Annotated in this window: 15 protein-coding genes and 2 riboswitches; of the genes, 9 read left to right on the top strand and 6 right to left on the bottom strand. The window is 73.8% G+C overall.

The annotated features are described in order from the left end of the window. Positions 1-104 precede the first annotated feature (104 nt). A complete protein-coding gene (locus ACGFIA_RS16010) occupies positions 105-1,331 on the top strand; it encodes a helix-turn-helix domain-containing protein (protein WP_357384877.1) in 1,227 nt (408 codons plus the stop codon). Between the two features lie 7 nt (positions 1,332-1,338). Here the strand turns inward: ACGFIA_RS16010 and ACGFIA_RS16005 are convergent, their stop codons facing one another. Continuing rightward, positions 1,339-1,569 carry a potassium transporter TrkA gene (locus ACGFIA_RS16005; RefSeq protein WP_357471194.1) on the bottom strand — a complete coding sequence of 77 codons (231 nt, stop codon included), beginning with the start codon at positions 1,567-1,569 and terminating at the stop codon, positions 1,339-1,341. Positions 1,570-2,019: 450 nt separating this feature from the next. On the opposite strand from ACGFIA_RS16005, the gene ACGFIA_RS16000 reads away from it, so the two are divergent. From ACGFIA_RS16000 to ACGFIA_RS15990, 3 genes are read left to right on the top strand one after another with little or no spacing between them, the layout of a single operon-like run. Further along, positions 2,020-2,865, top strand: coding sequence for a cell shape-determining protein MreB (locus ACGFIA_RS16000; protein ID WP_357478277.1), 846 nt, complete (start codon positions 2,020-2,022; stop codon positions 2,863-2,865). Continuing rightward, positions 2,862-3,173 carry a TraR/DksA C4-type zinc finger protein gene (locus ACGFIA_RS15995; RefSeq protein ID WP_357384871.1) on the top strand — a complete coding sequence of 104 codons (312 nt, stop codon included), beginning with the start codon at positions 2,862-2,864 and terminating at the stop codon, positions 3,171-3,173. Before ACGFIA_RS16000 ends, ACGFIA_RS15995 begins: the two co-directional genes overlap by 4 nt. Before the next feature lie 49 nt (positions 3,174-3,222). Beyond that, positions 3,223-4,170 (top strand): acyltransferase domain-containing protein, encoded by a 948-nt coding sequence (locus tag ACGFIA_RS15990; RefSeq protein WP_357478275.1) that lies wholly within the window; start codon positions 3,223-3,225, stop codon positions 4,168-4,170. A 52-nt stretch (positions 4,171-4,222) separates the two neighbouring features. Here the strand turns inward: ACGFIA_RS15990 and ACGFIA_RS15985 are convergent, their stop codons facing one another. Both ACGFIA_RS15985 and ACGFIA_RS15980 read right to left on the bottom strand, forming a co-directional pair. Continuing rightward, positions 4,223-4,780: an adenylate kinase gene (locus ACGFIA_RS15985; protein ID WP_357384866.1), complete on the bottom strand. Its 558-nt coding sequence runs from the start codon at positions 4,778-4,780 to the stop codon at positions 4,223-4,225. A 50-nt stretch (positions 4,781-4,830) separates the two neighbouring features. Next, positions 4,831-6,054, bottom strand: coding sequence for a multidrug effflux MFS transporter (locus ACGFIA_RS15980; RefSeq protein WP_357471240.1), 1,224 nt, complete (start codon positions 6,052-6,054; stop codon positions 4,831-4,833). Between the two features lie 459 nt (positions 6,055-6,513). Here ACGFIA_RS15980 and ACGFIA_RS15975 point away from each other — a divergent pair, with 459 nt between their 5' ends. Continuing rightward, complete coding sequence (locus ACGFIA_RS15975; RefSeq protein ID WP_357384863.1) at positions 6,514-8,151, top strand: ABC-F family ATP-binding cassette domain-containing protein; 1,638 nt, start codon at positions 6,514-6,516, stop codon at positions 8,149-8,151. 14 nt (positions 8,152-8,165) lie between these two features. Here the strand turns inward: ACGFIA_RS15975 and ACGFIA_RS15970 are convergent, their stop codons facing one another. After that, entirely contained in the window at positions 8,166-9,194 is a 1,029-nt protein-coding gene (locus ACGFIA_RS15970) for a HAMP domain-containing sensor histidine kinase (protein ID WP_357384861.1), read from the bottom strand. Beyond that, entirely contained in the window at positions 9,191-9,889 is a 699-nt protein-coding gene (locus ACGFIA_RS15965) for a response regulator transcription factor (protein ID WP_357478273.1), read from the bottom strand. The genes ACGFIA_RS15970 and ACGFIA_RS15965 overlap by 4 nt, the downstream gene beginning before the upstream one ends. 101 nt (positions 9,890-9,990) lie before the next feature. Between ACGFIA_RS15965 and ACGFIA_RS15960 the strand changes: the two genes are divergently transcribed. After that, a complete protein-coding gene (locus tag ACGFIA_RS15960) occupies positions 9,991-10,578 on the top strand; it encodes a DM13 domain-containing protein (RefSeq protein ID WP_357384856.1) in 588 nt (195 codons plus the stop codon). A gap of 24 nt (positions 10,579-10,602) precedes the next feature. Further along, positions 10,603-10,810: riboswitch (cobalamin riboswitch) on the top strand. Positions 10,811-10,940: 130 nt separating this feature from the next. Continuing rightward, complete coding sequence (locus ACGFIA_RS15955) at positions 10,941-11,453, top strand: acyl-CoA thioesterase (protein WP_357471208.1); 513 nt, start codon at positions 10,941-10,943, stop codon at positions 11,451-11,453. 16 nt (positions 11,454-11,469) lie between these two features. Here ACGFIA_RS15955 and ACGFIA_RS15950 read toward each other — a convergent pair whose 3' ends face one another. Beyond that, positions 11,470-12,321, bottom strand: coding sequence for a PrsW family glutamic-type intramembrane protease (locus ACGFIA_RS15950; RefSeq protein ID WP_357384854.1), 852 nt, complete (start codon positions 12,319-12,321; stop codon positions 11,470-11,472). Between the two features lie 121 nt (positions 12,322-12,442). Next, a riboswitch (cobalamin riboswitch) is annotated at positions 12,443-12,660 on the top strand. A 114-nt stretch (positions 12,661-12,774) separates the two neighbouring features. On the opposite strand from ACGFIA_RS15950, the gene ACGFIA_RS15945 reads away from it, so the two are divergent. Together ACGFIA_RS15945 and ACGFIA_RS15940 are read left to right on the top strand one after the other, a co-directional pair. Continuing rightward, the gene (locus ACGFIA_RS15945; RefSeq protein ID WP_393260570.1) at positions 12,775-15,147 is read left to right on the top strand and encodes a ribonucleoside-diphosphate reductase subunit alpha; all 2,373 of its coding nucleotides are present in this window, start codon (positions 12,775-12,777) and stop codon (positions 15,145-15,147) included. Continuing rightward, positions 15,138-16,166, top strand: a complete 1,029-nt coding sequence (locus ACGFIA_RS15940; protein WP_357384851.1) for a ribonucleotide-diphosphate reductase subunit beta — start codon at positions 15,138-15,140, stop codon at positions 16,164-16,166. The genes ACGFIA_RS15945 and ACGFIA_RS15940 overlap by 10 nt, the downstream gene beginning before the upstream one ends. Positions 16,167-16,221 lie beyond the last annotated feature (55 nt).

The following is a 16,221-nucleotide window of genomic DNA, read 5'->3' as shown; positions in this document are numbered from 1 at the left end:
CCCGCCCCCGGACGGGCCGGTCACGCCCGCCGACGCCGGCCCCGCGGCCTACGCTGGGCGCGGTGGGCCGGCCTCCGGCGCGGGCCCCGCACGGGGGGATCGCGATGACCGACAGCGTCCGCCGGCCAGGTCCGGTCGCGGGCGGCGAGGACGAGCAGTGGCTGGCCGAGGTGGCCCGCGAGGCGGGCGCCGACGCCGGTGGCGTGCCGGTGGAGCTGCTCGGCGACTACCTGCGGCTGCTCACCGACGCGGCGGTGACCGGCCGCCGGCCGCGCCGCGCCGAACTCGACGCGGTCGGCGCGCTGGGCCGGCGCGCGGCCGAGCAGGGGATCTCCGCCGGCCGCGCGGTACGCCTCTACCTGTCCGCGGCGCGGCGCGTCTGGCGGCAACTGCCGCACCTGGACCGGTCCGACGACAGCGAGGCGGTCCGCGCCGCCGCCGACGCCGTCCTGCACGTGGTCGACACCGCGGTGGCCACGCTCGCCGAGGGGTACGCGGTGGCCCGCCGGGAACTCGTCCGGCGCGAGGAGTCACTGCGCCGGGAACTCGTCGACGACCTGCTGCGCGGCGACTCCGACCTGGGCGGCCTGGTGGAGCGGGCCGAGCCGTTCGGCCTGGACCTGGCCCGGGTGCACCAGGTCGCGCTCGCCGCGCCCGGCCGCCGGCTGCCGGACACGGAGGCGGCGATCAGCGCGCTGGAGCGGGTCATCTTCGACCGGCTCGGTGACCGGGACGTGCTGGTGGCGACCAAGGAGGGCCTGCTCGTGGTGATCGCCCCGGCGGACCCGGTGACCGCCGACCGGGGCCGTGACGCCGGCCCGTCCGCGAACCTCGGCACGCTGATGCACGGCGAGCTGGACCGCCTGGTGCGGGGCCGGCCGTGGCAGGTGGCGGTGGGCCGCCCGCATCCCGGCGTCTACGGCATCGCCCGCTCGTACGAGGAGGCCCGGGAGGCGCTGACCACAGCACGCCGCCTGCACAGTGAGGCATCCGTGATCGACGCGCACGACCTGCTGATCTACCGGGTGCTGCTGCGTGACCAGCCCGCCATGGTCGACCTGGTCCGGGCGGTGCTGACGCCGCTGGCCCAGGCACGTGGCGGCGCCGAGCCGCTGCTGGACACGCTCAACGAGTACTTCGCCTGCGGCGAGGTCGCCACCGAGGCCGCCCGGCGGCTGCACGTGTCGGTGCGCACCGTCACCTACCGGCTGGCCCGGATCCGGGCGTTGAGCGGCTACGACCCCGCCGACGCGCGGGACCGGTTCACGCTGCACGCCGCCGTGCTCGGGGCGCGGGCGCTGGACTGGCCGCGCCGGCCGCTGCCGGCGTAGGGCCGGCTCAGGCCGGTACGGCGACCAGCTCCGGGAAACCGAGCAGGTTGGCCAGGGCCGCCGCCTCGTCGCGGGTGAGGGTCAGCGTGACCATGCGGTCCGGGTCGTCCGGGTCGTCGTGGACGACGTCGCGCCGGCCGCCCACCTGGTAGTCGATCACCCCGATGCGACGGCCCTCCTCGGTGACCAGCGTGTGCCGGACCCCGATGCCGGGGAGGGTTGTACGTTCGATGATCACGGGGACCTCCTTCGGACGCGGTCGCCGCGGACCCGCCGGAACCGGCCGGCGTCAGGGCGACGCGGAAGACGTTCGAGCTGCGCTCGCGTTCTCCATGTGTCAACCATAGCCAGGGGGGATGGGGAGATCCGGGTTCCGGCGACCGGCAATCATCGCGCCCGTTGTTGGCCGGTGGCGTGCAGTGCCGCGCGTGCTGTTCCCGGCGACGCTGGAGGTCCGAGGCGGTACCGAGCAGCGAGGAGGTGGTGAGCATGACCCGCACGTCGATGGCTCCACCACCGGCGTTCGCCGTTCTCGTCGCGTCCCGACCTGCGAGCGGCGACCAGAAGCGCGTCTGAAGCCCCCGGCCACCGGCGTCGTCGAGTGAATCCGACGCCCGCGGCCCCGGCCACGCCCCTTCCCCGCACCGTCCACCGCCCGGTTGGGCACCCTGATCCGAAAGAGGTCGGTATGCCGCACCCTGTCACCGCCATTCGCCCGCCGGCCCGTACCGGCATGCTGATCGGCCGTTCCCACGGCAGCCGCCCGTCGGTGACCGTCGACGCGGCGCCGATCGCCGTGGACCTCGGCAGCAGCCTGCTGCGGATCTGGCTGGGACCGGGCCGGACGCTGAGCGTCCCGGTCGGGCACGGCCTGCGCAGCCCGGTCGTCCGGCGCGGGCGGATCGTCGACGGTCCGGCCTGCGTCACCGAGCTGCGCCGGATCCTGCGCGACCACCGCACCCCGGTCCCGGTCGGCGCGCTGGTGGTGGCCTGCCGTCCGGTGCTCGCCGCGCCGGCCGAGCAGGAGGCGGCGCGCCGGGTGCTGACCGCCGTCCTCGCGCCGTCCCGGCTGCTGTTCCTCGACAGCGTCCGGGCGGGCGCCATCGGCGCCGGCGCCGCCGCCGGCACGCTGCTGGTCGCCGACATCGGCGCCCAGCTCAGCGAGGTGGCGCTGCTGGAGGACGGCCGGGTGGTCGCCGCCCGGCGGGCCGACGTCGGCACCCGGGACCTGAACCACACGACGACCGCCGTCATGCTCGCCGACACCACCGCCCGGCTGGTACGCGAGCTGCGGCAGGACGCGGCGCTGCGGCCCCTGGTCCGCGCCGCGCTGACCCGTGGCCCGGTCGTCATCGGCGACGGCGCCACCCGGCCCGACGTGACCGCCCGCCTGGTGGCCACGCTCGGCGCCACGGTCCACCGGGCCGCGTCACCCCGTACCGCGGCGCTGACCGGCGCCGGCATGGCCGCCATCTCGGCCCTGCGCCACCCGCACGACACCCAGCGCCGCCCGGAAAGGAGCGCCACATCATGACGCACGCCCTCAACCGCACCGACACCCTGCGCGAACTGCTCGACCGGCAGTTCGGCGAGTACACCGACCAGCTCACCGAGCTGACGCTGCACACGCGGCAGCCCGGCCACGGCGGCCACGACCCGGACACGCTGCGCCGGCTGATCGAGGTCGCCCGCCAGGGCGTCGCGGACACCGCACAGGCGCTCAAGCGGATGTCCGAGGGCACGTACGGCGTCTGCGAACGCTGCGGGCAGGACATCCCGACCGCCCGCCTGGAGATCCTGCCCTCGGCCCGCTTCTGCGTGCCGTGCCAGCAACGGCGCTGAGCACCGCACGGGGCTGTTAGAGCGGGCGCCGGCCGGTAGCGTCGTCGCCATGGATGTCGACGACGTCGCCGGCCGGCTCGGCGTGCCCGCCGAGGAGGTCGACCGGGTGCGCCGGCTCGCCGGTGACCTGCCCTCCGCGCCGCTGCCCGCCCGGGCGGACGCGCCCGCGCTGCTGGACCGGCTCGCGGTCCGCCCCGACGACGCCGCCGAGATCCTGGCGGGCTGGCCGGAGCCCGGGTCGCCACTGTGGACGCCGGAGCTGCGCTGGCTGCTCGACCGCTCGATCGCCCTGGTCCGCGCCGACCTCGGTGGTTTCGCCTGGCTGCCGCCGGGCCCGGCGCTGCCCCGCGAGCGGGGTCCGGCCTGGCGGCACCTGTACGCCTACGCGTACCTGGCACTGGTCGACGTGGCCCGGGCCTACCACACCGACCACGGCGTGCCCGACGAGGTGTCCTGGACGACGCTCGCCGACCTGGGCAGCAACCTCGCCGTCGACCGGCGGATGAACGGTGAGGGCTGGCCGGTCATCCAGTGCTGGCTGACGCTGCACGCGCGCGGCGGCATCTACGAACTGGGCCGGCTCCAGCACCAGCGCGGCGACGCCGAGGCGATCGAGCTGCACGTCCCGGACTCGGGACCGCTGACCCCGGAGGCGGTCGACGCGTCGCTGGAGCGGGCCCGCGCGTTCTTCCCGCGCCACTTCCCCGACGAGCGCTACACCGCGTTCTCCTGCGGCTCCTGGCTGCTCGACCCGCAGTTGCGCGAATACCTGCCGGAGGACTCCAACATCGTCCGGTTCCAGCGGCGGTTCACAGTGGAGCCCTACCAGGAACTGCCCGGTCTCGACGGCGACACCGAGATGCTGCGGTTCGTGTTCCGCACCCTGGACACGCCGCTGGACCGGCTGCCGCGCCGCACCGTGCTCCAGCGCGCGGTCGTCGACCACATCCGGGCGGGACGCCACTGGCAGTGGCGCCGGGGCCGCTTCCCGATGTAAGTGGACCGAGGGCTTCGGGTGAGCGCCCCCGCGGGCGGGCAGGTCGTTCACGCTAGGCGCCGGGCCGCGGCACCCGCGGTCCTGCCGGCGCGCCCCGGGCCAGCCAGCCGTCGAGGGCGCCCGGGTCGTCGAACAGCAGCACCGGCGGACCGGCCGGGTCGGCCGCCCAGGCCCGCATGCGCCGGCGCGCCCGGCTGAACCCGGTGACGTGCCACACCAGGACCGAGTCGGGAGACAGCACGCTCCCCCAGGACTCCCGGTTGCCGTTGCAGATCTCCTCGCCGCTCGCCAGCCGCCGCCGCGTGCGCCGCAGCAGCCGGCGGAACGAGACCCCACGCGGATAGTCCAGGCCGATCACCAGGTCGGCGCGGCCGAGGACCACGTCCCGCCACCCGTGGTACGCGCCGTCGAGAATCCAGCTGTCGCGCCGGCAGATCGCCTCGATCCGGCGTCGCTGCTCGGCGACCGGCACCTCGACCCAGCCGGGCTCCCACAGCAGATCGTCGACCGGAAACCAGGGCAGGCCGAACCGCTGCGCCAGATGCGCGGCGAGCGTCGACTTGCCGGAACCGTGGATCCCCTCGACCAGGATGCGGGCCGGGACGGTCATGGCAGCAGCGTAGGCACCGCGCGCACCCGCCGCCGATCCGGGCCGTCCGATCAGTGCGCGACAGCGACCGCCGGAGCCGCCTCCAGACCGGCGAGCCGGGACGGCCGGACGACGACCAGCAGCACCACCAGTGCCGCCACCATCCCGCCGGCCACCACCAGGGCCATCGCCACCGCGCCGGTGCCGAGCACACCGACCAGCGGCGCCGCCACCGCGCCCACGCCGAACTGCACGGCGCCGAGCAGGGCGGACGCGGTGCCGGCCGCCTCACCGTGGCGGGACAGGGCCAGCGCCGGGGCGTTCGGCATGGCCAGGCCCGCTGCCGCCAGCACCAGCCACAGCGACACCAGCAGGGCGGGCAGCCCGCCGAAGCCGGTCGCGGCGAACACCACCAGGGCCAGCCCGGCCACCGTGCCCGCCACCAGCGAGGTCAGCAGGATCCACTGCGACGGGTAGCGGCGCAGCAGCCGCACGTTGTACTGGGTGGCGCCGATCAGGCCCACCGCGCCCGCGCCGAACGCCAGGCCGAACTGCTGCTCGTCGAGCCCGTACCCGTCCTGCAGCACGAACGACGACCCCGCGACGTACGCGAACAGCGCCGCCATGGCCAGTCCGGCGACCAGGACCAGGCCGACGAAGACCCGGTCCCGCAGCAGCCCGCCGTACGTCATCACGGTCGCGACGACTCCACCGCGCTGGCGGCGCGCGGGCGGCAGTGTCTCGGGCAGGGCGACAGTGGCCAGCACGACGAGCAGCACCCCGAATACGGCAAGGACCACGAAGACGCCCCGCCAGTCGGTCCACCGCAGCACGCCGCCGCCCAGCGTCGGGGCGAGGACCGGCGCCGCACCCATCACCAGCAGCAGCCGGGACAGCAGGGTGGCGAACGCCGCCCCGCTGAACAGGTCACGCACCACCGCCATCGCCACCACCGCGGTCGCGGCGACACCGAGGCCCTGCACGACGCGCAGGACGCCGAGGACGGCGATGTTCGGGGCGACCACGCACAGCGCCGACGCCACGATGTGCAGCAGGAGGCCGGCGATCAGCGGGCGGCGCCGCCCGATCGCGTCCGACAGCGGCCCGATCAGCAACTGCCCGACGGCCAGCCCGGCGAGCGTGCCGGTGAGCGTCAACTGGACCGCCGCCGACGTGGTCGCGAAGTCCGTGACGATGGCGGGCAGCGCGGGCAGGTACATGTCGATCGTCAGCGGACCCACAGCGATCAGCGAGCCGAGGACCAGCACGAGCTTGAGCCGCTGGCCCCGGCTCATCAGGTCGCCCGGGGTGGGTGTCGGGGTGGCATCGGTCGTCTGGGGGATCTCCGCCCGGTCGGCGTGCGCCCGGGCGGAAGAGGGTGCGGCACTCACACCCTGAGTCAAATGCGCCTCCGGTGATCACATTCCCGTCTCGGCGAGAGGTAACGCAGGTCACGCCGGTCGCCGGCACCGCCGGACGACGGCCGTACCCACCCGTGGGCACGGTCGGTGCTACCGTGAACCCGACCGGTCCGAGCGCGCAGATCGCAGCGGGAAGACGCGCAGATCGCACAGCGGTGACGCGCAGATCGCACAGGGAGAGCAGACATGGCGGGTGACGACGACATCTCCGGGTGAGCCCGGAGACGCGACCGACCGCAGGCGAGCGCCGTGGTCGTCCCGTCGTTCCCTCGTGACCATGTCCCCCGCCGGGCGGATCCGGTCCGCCCGCCCGTACGTCGAGGTCGTCGCCCGATGTCCGATTCCTTTGTCGTCTGCTCGAACCTGACCTTCTCCTGGCCGGACGACACGCCGGTCTTCCAGAACCTCTCCTTCACCCTCGGCGGCGGCCGGACCGGCCTGGTCGCGCCGAACGGCGCCGGCAAGAGCACGCTGCTGCGGCTGATCGCCGGCGAGTACCGCCCGGCCGCCGGGTCGGTGACCGTCGACGGCGTCCTGGGCTACCTCCCGCAGAGCCTGCCGCTGGCCGCCGGCCTCACCGTGGCCGAGGTGCTGGAGATCGCCCCGCTGATCGCGGCACTGCACGCCATCGAAGCCGGTGACGCCGACGAGAGGCACTTCACCACGATCGGCGCCGACTGGGACATCGAGGAGCGCACCCGCGCGCAACTCGACCGGCTCGGCCTCGGCGACCTGGCCTTCGACCGGCCCCTGGGCACGCTCAGCGGTGGTCAGGTGGTCTCCCTCGGCCTGGCGGCGCAGCTGCTCAAGCAGCCCGACGTGCTGCTGCTGGACGAGCCGACGAACAACCTCGACCTCGACGCCCGGCACCGGCTGCACGACGTGCTGGAGCAGTGGCATGGCTGCCTGCTGCTGGTCAGCCACGACCGGGCACTGCTGGACCGGATGGACCGCATCGCCGAACTCGAACGCGGTGAGCTGCGCTTCCACGGCGGGAACTTCACCTCGTACGAGGCGGCCGTGCGGGCCGCGCAGGAGGTGGCGGAGAAGAACGTGCGCAGCGCCGAACAGGAGCTCAAGCGGGAGAAGCGGGAGTTGCAGGAGGCCCGCGAGCGGGCGGCCCGGCGGGCCGGGAACGCGGCCCGCAACCTGAAGAACGCGGGCCTGCCGAGGATCGTCGCCGGTGGCATGAAGCGGGACGCGCAGGTGTCCGCGGGCAAGGCGAACGAGATGCACTCCGGGCGGGTCGACGACGCCCGGGCGCGGCTGGACGAGGCCGAGCGGGCGCTGCGCAACGAGAAGACGATCACCGTGGAGCTGCCCGCCACCACCGTGCCGGCCGGGCGCACGCTGCTCACCGTCGAGGGCGTGCGGGTCCGGCACGGCGGCCGCCCACTGTTCGCCGCCGGCGGTGTCGACCTGACGATCCGGGGCCCGGAGCGGATCGCCCTGCTCGGTGCCAACGGCGCGGGCAAGTCCACGCTGCTGCGCCTGATCGACGGTGACCTGGAACCGGAGAGCGGCCGGATCACGCGCGCCGAGGGCCGGATCGCGTACCTGTCGCAGCGCCTGGACCTGCTCGACCTGGACCGTACCGTCGCGGAGAATCTCGCCGCGTTCGCGCCGCGGGCCCCTGACGCGCGGCGGATGAACCTGCTCGCCCGCTTCCTGTTCCGCGGCCCGCGGGCGCACCTTCCGGTCGGGGTGCTCTCCGGCGGTGAGCGGCTGCGCGCCACCCTCGCGTGCGTGCTGGGCGCCGAACCGGCGCCGCAGCTGCTCCTGCTCGACGAGCCGACGAACAACCTCGACCTGGTCAGCGTCAGCCAGTTGGAGAGCGCGCTGCACGCCTACCGGGGCGCGTTGCTGGTGGTCAGCCACGACGAGCGGTTCCTCGCCGCGATCGACGTCGGCCGCTGGTTGCGCCTGGCCGACGGGCGCCTGACGGAGACCGGTCCCCCGGCCGCCGCCTGACCAGCCCGGCCCGGTCAGGCGGCCGGCAGGCGGACGACGAACCGACACCCGCCGGTGACGTTGTGCGCGTGCACCCGCCCGCCGTGCGCCTCGACCAGCCCGCGCACGATCGCCAGACCCAGCCCGCCGCCGGCCGGCGCCGCCTCGTCGTCGCCGGCCGGTGCCGGGGTACGGGCCCGGGTGCCCCGGAACGCCACGTCGAACACCCGGGGCAGGTCCGCCTCGGGGATGCCGCCGCAGGTGTCGGAGACGGCGAGCCACGCGTCGTCGGCCTCCCGGCCGGCATCGACACGCACCGTGCCGTCCGGCGGCGTGTACCGCACCGAGTTGACCAGCAGGTTCGTCACGACGCGGGCGAGTTCGGCCTCGGCTGCCCGGACCGTCGGCCAGCCGGTCTCGGGGGCGAGCACCCGGACCCGCCGGTCGGCGGCCAGCGGCGCGGTGGCGGCGATCGCGTCGGAGACCACGTCGCCGAGCGGCACCGGGGACAGCGCGGGCCGCAGCGCTCCGGCGTTGATCCGGGACAGCTCGAACAGGTCGTCGACAAGGCGCGTCATCCGGTCCGTCTCGACCCGGATCCGGTGGTGGTACTCGGCCACCGCCCCCGGCTCGTCGACCACCCGGTCCTCCAGCGCCTCCGCCATCGCCCGCAGTCCGGCCAGCGGCGTACGCAGATCGTGCGAGACCCAGGCGACCAGCTCGCGGCGGCCGGCCTCCAGCTGCCGCTCCCGCTGCCGGGCCTGGTCGGCCCAGACCGCCGCCTGCGCCAGCCGCCGGGCGAACGCCACCCCGACGGCCAGGCTCACCGCCGCCGACGCCGCGACCGTCACGAGGACGACCTGGAGGTCGTGCGCGGACAGGAACATGGCCTGGGCGACGGCGGTGACGCCCGCCGTCACCGAGGCGATGGTGACCGCGAGCAGCACCGCGATGTGCGCGAGGATCGACCGGTGGCGCACCAGCCGCAGCGCTCCGGCGCCGAGCGCGCCGACGACCGCTCCGGCGAGCAGGGCGTAGAACCCGATGACCAGCAGCTCGTTCACCGGGGCGCGTCCTGCGGCTCGTACCGGTAGCCGACGCCCCAGACGGTGACGATGCGGCGGGGCTGCGCGGCCCGCTCCTCGATCTTCTCCCGCAGCCGCCGCACGTGGACCGTGACTGTGGACTGGTCGCCGAACCGCCAGCCCCACACGCGGTCCAGCAGCTCGGCCCGCGACCAGGCCCGTCCCGGGTTCGCCAGCAGGAAGGCGAGCAGGTCGAACTCCCGTACGGTCAGCGCCAGCTGCTGCCCGGCGCGCTCGGCGACCCGCCGGTCGGTGTCCGCGGTGAGGTCACCGTCGCGCAGCACCCCCGACGGCCCCCGGTCCTGCGGGGCCGTGCGCCGCAGCACCGACCTGATGCGCAGCACCAGCTCGCGCGGCGAGAACGGTTTGGTCACGTAGTCGTCCGCGCCGACCTCCAGCCCGGCGACGCGGTCGGCCTCGTCGCCGAGCGCGGTGAGCATGACGACCGGCAGGCCGGGCAGCCGGCGCCGCAGCCGCCGGCACACCTCGATGCCGTCGAGGCCCGGCATCATCAAATCGAGGACCACCAGGTCGGGCGGCTCCTCCTCGGCCGCGGCGAGCGCGTCCGGCCCGTCGAAGGAGAGCCGGACCCGGCAGCCGTCCTGTTCCAGGTAGCGCCGGACGACGTCGCTGACCGTCCGGTCGTCGTCGACGACGAGCACGTAGCGCCCCATGGGCCAGACGCTACCCATCGGCGGCCCGGAGCGGCGGCCCGCGGGCGAGCCGTAAGCGGACGGAAAGATCTTTCCGCCGGGTACGCGCCTAGCGTCACGGCATGGGCAGAAGACGTGTGGTGCTGTCAGTGCTGGCCGTGGTGGCCGTCACCGGTCTCGGGGTGAGCCTGTACCTGTTCCAGCCGTGGCGGCTGGCGACCGACCGCGAGGTACGCGAGACGCTGCCGACCGTGGCGGAGCCGCAGCCGGCCGGCACGACCGGCCCGCCGGCTTCCGGCACGGCCGGCCCGTCGCCGACCGGCGCTACGCCCGCCGACGTGGTGCTCGCCGCCGGTGACTTCGTCACCCACGAGCACGACACGTCCGGCCGGGCGCAGCTCGTCCGCCTCGCCGACGGCCGCCGTCAGCTGCTCCTGCGCGGACTGGACACCTCGGACGGCCCCGACCTGCGGGTCTGGCTCACCGACCGGAAGGTGCGGTCCGGCCGGGCGGGCTGGCAGGTGTTCGACGACGGCCGCTTCGTCGAACTGGGCCGGCTCAAGGGCAACATCGGCGACCAGGCGTACGACATCCCCGCGTCGGTGGACCTGGACGGCTTGCGCAGCGTGTCGATCTGGTGCAAGCGGTTCGCCGTGTCGTTCGGCGCGGCGCCACTGGCTCCGGCGGGGACGGGAGCAACGCCGTCCTGATGACCGTGCCGGCCGGCACTGGGCTACGCTGCGGGAAGCGCTGGTTCACCCGGTCGGCGACGGCCGGGTGTCGTAAGAGGGAACCCGGTGGAAGTCCGGGGCTGCCCCGCAGCGGTGAGTGGGAACGACAGCCGTCAACAGCACTGGGCCACGGCCTGGGAAGCGACGGCCAGTAGGCGACCTCGTGTCACGCCCGCGAGTCCGAAGACCTGCCCGCGTCGCGCGTACCACCGGTGCGCGCCGCCGTCGACCTCGCGGGTGGGTCGGGCGGGTGACACGCCGCAGGCAGGGCCGTCGGCGTGTCCTCGACGTGCACGCCCCGGCCGGTCGGCGGTCCGCTTCTGCGAGGACGGAACCGCACAGTGCCCGACACCATCACGCTCACCGGCCGACCACCGTCGGCCTCGCACCTGACCCTGTCGCAGATCATGGACCAGCACCACACCAACCTGATGGGCACGGTCCACGGCGGGCGCATCCTCAACCTGATCGACTCGGTCGCCGGGGTGGTCGCCGCCCGCCACTCCGACGGACCGGCCGTCACCGCCGCCATCGACGAGACCGCGTTCCTGCGCGCGGTACGCGTCGGGGACGTGGTGCACGTGGACGCCCGGATCACCTGGGCCGGCCGCAGCTCGATGGAGGTGGCGGTGAAGGTCAGCGCGGACCGGTGGGACCGCGCGGTGCCGCCGGTGGACGTGGCGACCGCGCACCTGGTGATGGTGGCGGTGGACGACGACGGGCAGCCCCGGCCGGTGCCGCCGCTGCACACCGAGACCGACGGCGACCGGCGGCGCTACCGGGAGGCGCAGATCCGGCGCGAACACCGGCTGGCGCTGCGCCGGGCGCTGCTCGACGGCGCCGGGGAGGTCTGAGTCGGCCGCGTCCGGCTCAGGCGGCCTGCGCCGCCATCTCCCGGGGCGACGGCACGGCCGGCGTCACGGGTGGGGCCGGCGTCCCCGGCGTGACCGGCGTCCGGGGTGGGGACGGCCGCTCGCGGTCCAGATGCAGGCGCAGCAGCATCCAGCCCAGCGACACGCCGCCGATGAACACGTACGCGGGCTGCGTGCCCAACGTGTCCCAGCAGGTGTGCAGCGTGACCACCGCGGCGAAGGTGAGCAGGAACGCCGCCAGCCTCCGGCCGCCGGGCGCGGCGGCGAACGTGAACAACGCGGCGGCGGTCAGCCCGGTCCAGGCCAGGTGCGCGGCGGGCGCGGTGAGCCCACGCACCAGCAGTGTCCGCTCGACCGCGCCGAGGCTGCCCTGCGACCCGACGAACGCGGTGAACGCGTAGCCCATGGTCTCCAGCGCGGCGAACCCGGCGCCGGCGGCCACACCGAGCACCAACCCCTGCGCCGGGGTCCGGTGCCGTCCCCACAGCAGCAGGACGCCCGCCGGCACGATCAGCTTCGCGGTCTCCTCGGCCAGCCCGACGAGCGCCATCGGCAGGACGCCGAGGTGGTTCAGCGTGTCGTACTCCAGCCATCCGGCGGCGACCACGCCGATCACGCCGCCGAGGAGCGCGGCGAGGCCGACGAGGGCGCCGGGGAGCGGGCGGCGGGCCGGCCGCCCCTGGACGAAGGCCAGGAACGTGGCGGGCGCGACGGACGCGCCCAGCACGATCAGCGCCGGTACGAACGTGGTGGCACCGGTGCCACTCAGTGTCTCCAGCACCAGCAGGTGGAGCCCGACGCCGACAACCAGGACCGCTACCCACGCCCAGCGGCGCCCGGCATTCCCCATGGCGCCGAGTATTCCGCCCGGCGAAATGTGCCGGAAACCGGGGTAGGCACTGTGGACGGTGAGATCGAGCCGACACGCGGACACGACATCTGGTGTTGCCATCCAGCCATCACCGCCATATATGGTGTCTTCCGTAGCTGGTTCGGCCGGGCCTTCACTGGTCCGTCCGAGGCAAGAGGGAACCCGGTGGGAATCCGGGACTGCCCCGCAGCGGTGAGTGGGAACGACAGCCGTCAACAGCACTGGGCCATTGGCCTGGGAAGCGACGGCCAGTAGGCGACCGGCAAACGCCGGTCGGGCCCGCGAGTCCGAAGACCTGCCAGCGCGCCGTGCGCTCCCGCGTACGGCGGTCGGAGGTCGCGCGGGACGACCGACGCCAGCAGCCGGGCCGGCCGTGCGCCGCGCCCGTTGGCGTCTCCCGCCGTCTCCAGACGGTGACAGCGAGGAGAGGTCATGACTGTCGTGCAGGAGAGTCCCCCGTCCACCGCCGGCGGGTCCGAGCCCCGCCGGCCGGCGATGCGGGTACGCAAGCGGGACGGCGACACCGAGCCGGTGGACGTCGGCAAGATCGTCCGGGCGGTCGAGCGCTGGGTCGCGGACCTGGACGAGGTGGACCCGCTGCGGGTGGCCACGAAGACGATCAGCGGGCTCTACGACGGTGCGACCACCGCCGAACTGGACCGGTTGTCGATCCAGACCGCGGCGGAGCTGATCGGCGAGGAGCCGCAGTACTCGAAGCTGGCGGCGCGGCTGCTGGCCGCGTACGTGGACAAGGAGGTCCGCGGGCAGGGCGTGGCGAGCTTCAGCCAGTCGATCGCGTACGCGCACGGGCTGGGACTGATCGGCGACGAGACGGCCGCGTTCGTGGCCCGGCACGCCCGCAAGCTCGACGACGCCGTGGACCCGGACGGTGACCTGCGGTTCGAGTACTTCGGACTGCGCACGGTGGCGGACCGCTACCTGCTGCGGCACCCGCTGTCGCGGCTGGTGGTGGAGGCGCCGCAGTACTGGCTGCTGCGGGTGGCCTGCGGGCTGTCCCGCACCCCGGGCGAGGCGGTCGGCTTCTACCGCCTGATGTCCAGCCTGGCCTATCTGCCCAGCTCCCCCACGCTGTTCAACTCCGGCACCCGGCACACCCAGATGTCGTCGTGCTTCCTGGTCGACTCGCCGCGCGACGAGCTTGACTCGATCTACGAGCGGTACCACCAGGTGGCGAAGCTGTCGAAGTTCTCCGGCGGCATCGGCATCTCCTGGTCGCGGGTGCGCGGCCGGGGCGCGCTGATCCGGGGCACCAACGGCCGGTCCAACGGCATCGTGCCGTTCCTCAAGACCCTCGACGCCGGGGTGGCCGCGGTCAACCAGGGCGGTCGGCGCAAGGGCGCGGCCTGCGTCTACCTGGAGCCGTGGCACCCGGACGTGGAGGAGTTCCTGGAGCTGCGGGACAACACCGGCGAGGAGTCCCGGCGTACGCACAACCTCAACCTGGCCAACTGGATCCCGGACGAGTTCATGCGCCGGGTCGAGGCCGACGGCGAGTGGTCGCTGGTCGACCCGTCGGACGCCCCGGAGCTGCCCGACCTGTACGGCGAGGCGTTCGACGCCGCGTACCGGGCGGCGGAGAAGAACGCGGTCCGCACGGTCCGGGCCCGGGACCTGTACGGCCGGATGATGCGCACGCTCGCGCAGACCGGAAACGGCTGGATGACGTTCAAGGACGCCGCGAACCGGCTGTCCAACCAGACCGGCGAGCCGGGCAACGTGATCCACCTGTCCAACCTGTGCACCGAGATCCTGGAGGTGAACGACGACACCGAGACGGCCGTGTGCAACCTCGGCTCGGTGAACCTCGGCGCGCACGTCACCGCCGACGGGGTGGACTGGGAACGGCTGCGTGCCACGGTGCGCACGGCAGTGGTCTTCCTCGACCGGGTGATCGACATCAACTACTACCCGGCCGGGCAGGCGGCGGCGTCGAACCCGCGCTGGCGGCCGGTCGGGCTCGGGCTGATGGGGTTGCAGGACGCGTTCTTCACGCTGCGCCTGCCGTTCGACTCCCCGGAGGCGAAGGAGCTGTCCACCCGCGTGCAGGAGGAGATCCTGCTGACCGCGCTGGAGACCTCCACCGGGCTGGCCGAACGGTACGGCCCGCATCCGGCGTACCCGCAGACCCGGGCCGCCAAGGGTGACCTGCACCCGGACCTGTGGGGCGCGGAGCCGGCGCAGACCGGACGGTGGGCGGCGCTGCGCGAGCGGATCGCCGCCCACGGGCTGCGAAACTCGCTGCTGGTGGCGATCGCGCCGACCGCCACCATCGCCTCCATCGCCGGCTGCTACGAGTGCGTCGAGCCGCAGGTGTCCAACCTGTTCAAGCGCGAGACCATGTCCGGGGAGTTCCTCCAGGTCAACACGTACCTGGTGCGGGAGCTGAAGGCGCGCGGGCTGTGGACGCCGCAGGTCCGCGACCGGATCAAGCGGGCCGAGGGCTCGGTGCAGGACATCGCCGAGCTGCCCGCGCCGGTGCGGGAGCTGTTCCGCACCGCCTGGGAGCTGCCGCAACGGGCGCTTATCGACCTGGCCGCCGCGCGTGCGCCCTTCGTCGACCAGTCCCAGTCGCTGAACCTGTTCCTGAGCGCGCCGACCATCGGCAAGCTCTCCTCGATGTACCTGTACGCCTGGAAGGCCGGGTTGAAGACCACCTACTACCTGCGTTCCCGTCCCGCCACCCGCATCCAGCAGGCCACCGTCGCGCCGGTCTCCGCCGTGCGCGACGACGAGGCGCTGGCCTGTTCCCTGGAGAACCCCGAGAGCTGCGAGGCATGCCAGTGACCACCACCGCGCCGACCCGGCACATGCTGCTCGACCCCGGCATGGACCTGACCCTGCGGCCGATGCGCTACCCGCGCTTCTTCGACCGCTTCAAGGACGCCATCAGGAACACCTGGACGGTCGAGGAGGTGGACCTGCACTCGGACCTCGCCGACCTGGCGAAGCTGTCCCCGGCCGAACGGCACCTGGTGTCGCGGCTGGTGGCGTTCTTCGCCACCGGCGACACCATCGTCGCGAACAACCTGGTGCTCAACCTCTACCAGCACGTCAACTCGCCCGAGGGCCGGCTCTACCTGTCCCGGCAGCTGTTCGAGGAGGCGGTGCACGTCCAGTTCTACCTGAACCTGCTCGACACGTACGTGCCGGACGAGAAGGAACGGTTCGCCGCGTTCGCGGCGGTGGAGAACATCCCGTCGATCGCCCGCAAGGCCGAGTTCTGCTTCCGGTGGATCGACTCCGTCTTCGAGCTGCGGGAGCTGCGGACCCGCGCGGACCGGCGGGCGTTCCTGCTCAACCTGATCTGCTTCGCCGCGTGTATCGAGGGCCTGTTCTTCTACGGCGCGTTCGCCTACGTCTACTTCCTGCGCTCCCGGGGCCTGCTCAACGGGCTGGCCTCCGGCACCAACTGGGTGTTCCGCGACGAGTCGATGCACATGGCGTTCGCCTTCGACGTGGTGGAGACCGTACGCGCCGAGGAGCCGGACCTGTTCGACGACGAGATGGAACGCCAGGTCAGGGAGATGCTGGCCGAGGCGGTGGAGTGCGAGGTGAGCTTCGCCGAGGACCTGCTCGGGCAGGGCGTGCCGGGGATGTCGCCGGCGGACATGCGCGCGTACCTCCAGCACGTGGCCGACCGGCGCCTGGCCGTGCTCGGCATCGCGCCGATGTACGGCAGCGCCAACCCGTTCGCGTTCATGGAGTTGCAGGACGTGCAGGAGCTGTCCAACTTCTTCGAGCGCCGGGTCTCGGCGTACCAGGTCGGCGTGACCGGCAGCGTGACCTTCGACGACGACTTCTGACCGGGCCGCGACACGACGGAGCCGGCAGGCCGGGAACTCCCGGCCTGCCGGCTCC

The sequence above is a fragment of the Micromonospora sp. NPDC049203 genome, assembly GCF_043197215.1.
In the GTDB taxonomy this organism is placed as follows: Bacteria; Actinomycetota; Actinomycetes; order Mycobacteriales; family Micromonosporaceae; genus Micromonospora.
The sequence above is the reverse complement of the archived record's forward strand: the minus strand, read 5'-3'. Positions and strand labels throughout refer to the sequence as shown.

Coding starts and splice junctions, on each gene's coding strand:
- ACGFIA_RS16010 (WP_357384877.1), top strand. CDS start 105: ATGACCGACAGCGTCCGCCGGCCAGGTCCGGTCGCGGGCGGCGAGGAC.
- ACGFIA_RS16000 (WP_357478277.1), top strand. CDS start 2,020: ATGCCGCACCCTGTCACCGCCATTCGCCCGCCGGCCCGTACCGGCATG.
- ACGFIA_RS15995 (WP_357384871.1), top strand. CDS start 2,862: ATGACGCACGCCCTCAACCGCACCGACACCCTGCGCGAACTGCTCGAC.
- ACGFIA_RS15990 (WP_357478275.1), top strand. CDS start 3,223: ATGGATGTCGACGACGTCGCCGGCCGGCTCGGCGTGCCCGCCGAGGAG.
- ACGFIA_RS15985 (WP_357384866.1), bottom strand. CDS start 4,780: ATGACCGTCCCGGCCCGCATCCTGGTCGAGGGGATCCACGGTTCCGGC.
- ACGFIA_RS15980 (WP_357471240.1), bottom strand. CDS start 6,054: ATGAGCCGGGGCCAGCGGCTCAAGCTCGTGCTGGTCCTCGGCTCGCTG.
- ACGFIA_RS15975 (WP_357384863.1), top strand. CDS start 6,514: ATGTCCGATTCCTTTGTCGTCTGCTCGAACCTGACCTTCTCCTGGCCG.
- ACGFIA_RS15965 (WP_357478273.1), bottom strand. CDS start 9,889: ATGGGGCGCTACGTGCTCGTCGTCGACGACGACCGGACGGTCAGCGAC.
- ACGFIA_RS15960 (WP_357384856.1), top strand. CDS start 9,991: ATGGGCAGAAGACGTGTGGTGCTGTCAGTGCTGGCCGTGGTGGCCGTC.
- ACGFIA_RS15950 (WP_357384854.1), bottom strand. CDS start 12,321: ATGGGGAATGCCGGGCGCCGCTGGGCGTGGGTAGCGGTCCTGGTTGTC.
- ACGFIA_RS15945 (WP_393260570.1), top strand. CDS start 12,775: ATGACTGTCGTGCAGGAGAGTCCCCCGTCCACCGCCGGCGGGTCCGAG.
- ACGFIA_RS15940 (WP_357384851.1), top strand. CDS start 15,138: ATGCCAGTGACCACCACCGCGCCGACCCGGCACATGCTGCTCGACCCC.